3 protein-coding genes are annotated in these 2,978 nt (G+C 63.6%); all 3 read left to right on the top strand.

Annotation, left to right across the window (positions count from 1 at the left end):
- Positions 1-176 precede the first annotated feature (176 nt).
- Positions 177-1,295, top strand: coding sequence for a microcin C ABC transporter permease YejB (locus AUC71_RS11730; protein WP_069624412.1), 1,119 nt, complete (start codon positions 177-179; stop codon positions 1,293-1,295).
- On the top strand, positions 1,295-2,458 hold the full coding sequence (locus AUC71_RS11735) for an ABC transporter permease (RefSeq protein WP_069624413.1): 1,164 nt from the start codon (positions 1,295-1,297) through the stop codon (positions 2,456-2,458). The genes AUC71_RS11730 and AUC71_RS11735 overlap by 1 nt, the downstream gene beginning before the upstream one ends.
- A 98-nt stretch (positions 2,459-2,556) precedes the next feature.
- Positions 2,557-2,978 (top strand): cation diffusion facilitator family transporter (locus AUC71_RS11740; RefSeq protein WP_244500924.1); only part of this gene is annotated, 422 nt, incomplete at its 3' end.

The following is a 2,978-nucleotide window of genomic DNA, read 5'->3' on the forward strand; positions in this document are numbered from 1 at the left end:
CCATCGCCTTCCCACAATCAGCGCCAACGGACCTTACCAGATTGCAATGATTCCAGCCCCCTGTGTCGGGTTCCACTTGCCGCCAGAATCCAGTAAGCATCAGGCTCAGGCACGAAATCCGGACCGCCAAGGCGGGGCCGCGGCCGGACCGAAGAGCAACAGGAAACCTAGCGACATTGGCCGCCTATATCCTTCGGCGCATCCTTCTGATCATCCCGACGATGCTCGGCATCATGCTGGTGACGTTCATCATCGTGCAGTTCGCGCCGGGCGGACCCGTTGAGCGGCTGATCGCCCAGCTTGCCGGCACCGACCCGGGAGCCACGGCCAAGTTCAGCGGCGGCGGCGGCGATTTTTCGGGCACCGGCGGCGGCCAGCAAGGCATGCCCGGCGACGTGTCCGCCGCGCCCTCCAAATATCGCGGCGCGCAAGGTTTGGACCCGGAGTTCATCGCCAGCCTCGAGAAGCAGTTCGGCTTCGACAAGCCGGCGCATGAACGCTTCGGCATGATGATCTGGAACTATCTGCGCTTCGATTTCGGCGAGAGCTATTTCCGCGACACCAGCGTCCTGAAGCTGATCGCCGAGCGCATGCCCGTGTCGATCTCGCTCGGCTTGTGGATGACGCTGATCTCCTACTCCATCTCAATTCCGCTTGGCATTCGGAAGGCCGTGCGCGACGGCACGCGCTTCGACGTGTGGACCTCGAGCGTCATCGTCATCGGCTACGCGATCCCCGGCTTCCTCGTCGCCGTGTTCCTGATCGTGCTGTTCGCGGGCGGTTCGTTCTTGCAGATCTTCCCGTTGCGCGGACTGGTGTCGGAGGATTTCTGGTCGCTCCCCTGGTACGAGAAGATCCTCGACTATTTTTGGCATCTGGTGCTGCCGCTGTTCGCCATGGCGCTTGCGGCCTTCGCCACCACGACGTTCCTGACCAAGAACTCGTTCCTGGAGGAGATCCGCAAGCAATACGTCATCACGGCACGGGCCAAGGGGCTTACGGAACACCAGGTGCTGTACGGACACGTGTTCCGCAACGCCATGCTGATCGTCATCGCCGGATTTCCCGGCGCGTTCATCGGCGCGTTTTTCGCCGGCTCGCTGTTGATCGAGACCATCTTTACGCTCGACGGGCTCGGCCTGCTCGGCTTCGAGTCGATCGTGAACCGCGACTATCCGGTCGTGTTCGCCACGGTCTATATCTTCTCGCTGCTCGGCCTGTTCATCAATCTGCTTTCCGACCTCACCTATACGTGGGTCGATCCCCGCATCGACTTCGAGACGCGGGAGGTCTGATGGACGCACCGACCGACGTTAGCGTCACCGAGGAGGTCGCCGCGGGAGGTATCCCGCGTCTGCGGCCCCGGTTCTCAGCTCTCAACCGGCGGCGCTGGCAGACGTTCAAGGCGAACAGGCGCGGCTACTGGTCGCTGTGGATCTTCCTCGTGCTGTTCGGCATCAGCCTTTGCGCCGAGTTCATCGCCAACGACAAGCCGATTGTCGTCGAGTATGGCGGTCAGCTTTATTGGCCGATCTTCGAGGCCTATCCGGAGACCGATTTCGGGGGCGTGTTCGAGACGGAGGCCGACTATCGCGACCCCGTGGTGCAGGAGCTGATCACCGAGAACGGCGGCTGGATGCTGTGGCCGCCGATCCGCTTCTCCTACAACACCCAAAACAAGAACCCGCCAATGGCGTTTCCGGTGAAGCCCACATGGCTGCTCACGGACAAGGACTGCGCGCTTGCGGTGGAGCGCGGCTTTCACCCCTGCGACGCCTCGCTCGAATGGAACTGGCTCGGCACGGACGATCAGGGGCGCGACGTGGTTGCCCGCATCATCTACGGCTTCCGCATCTCCGTGCTGTTCGGGCTCGTGTTGACGGTGTTCTCCTCAATCATCGGCGTCGCCGCGGGAGCAGTCCAGGGCTATTTCGGCGGCTGGACCGACCTCCTGTTCCAGCGCTTCATCGAGATCTGGACCAGCGTGCCGCAGCTTTATTTGCTGATCATCGTGGCGGCGGTGATCGAGCCGAATTTCTGGATCCTGCTCGGCATCCTGCTCGCCTTCTCCTGGGTGGCGCTGGTGGGGGTCGTGCGTGCGGAGTTCCTGCGCGCACGCAACTTCGAATATGTCACCGCGGCGCGGGCGCTCGGACTGCCCAATCTCAAGATCATTTTCCGGCATCTGCTGCCGAACGCCATGGTGGCGACGCTGACCTTCATGCCGTTCATTCTGAACGGCTCCATCACCACGCTGACCTCGCTCGACTTTCTCGGGTTCGGCCTGCCGCCGGGCTCGCCTTCGCTCGGCGAACTGCTGGCGCAAGGCAAAGACAATCTTCAGCGCCCGTGGCTCGGCTTGACCGCGTTCTTTGTCATCGCCGTGATGCTGAGCCTTCTGATCTTCGTCGGCGAGGCCGTGCGCGACGCGCTCGACCCGCGCAAGACCATGGCCTGAGGCGGGACGATGCACGGTTCACACGATCACGGTCCCGGCGACGTCAACGCCAAGAACGAAAGGCGCATGGGCTTGCCGCGCTCATCACCGGCGGCTTCATGTTCGTGGAGGTGGTGGGCGGCATCGCCGCGGATTCGCTGGCGCTCATCGCCGACGCCGGTCACATGCTCACCGACTTCGCCTCGCTGGCACTCGCCTGGTTCGCCTTCCGGCTGGCGCGGCGGCCGGCGGATTGGAAGCGCACCTACGGCTTCGACCGCTTCCAGGTGCTGATCGCCTTCACCAATGGTCTGGCCTTGTTCGTGATCGCGGGATGGATCGTCTACGAGGCGATCGAGCGGCTGATGGGCACGCCTCACGTCGACGGCGGGATCATGGTCGGCGTGGCGATCGCCGGTCTGCTGGTGAACATCGCCGCCTTTTGGCTGCTGCGCGGGGCGGACCGCGAGAACCTCAACGTGCGAGGCGCGGCCATCCACGTGCTCGGCGACTGCTGGGCTCCGTGGCGGCGCTCGCGCGC

The organism is Methyloceanibacter marginalis (genome assembly GCF_001723295.1).
Lineage (GTDB): Bacteria > Pseudomonadota > Alphaproteobacteria > Rhizobiales > Methyloligellaceae > Methyloceanibacter > Methyloceanibacter marginalis.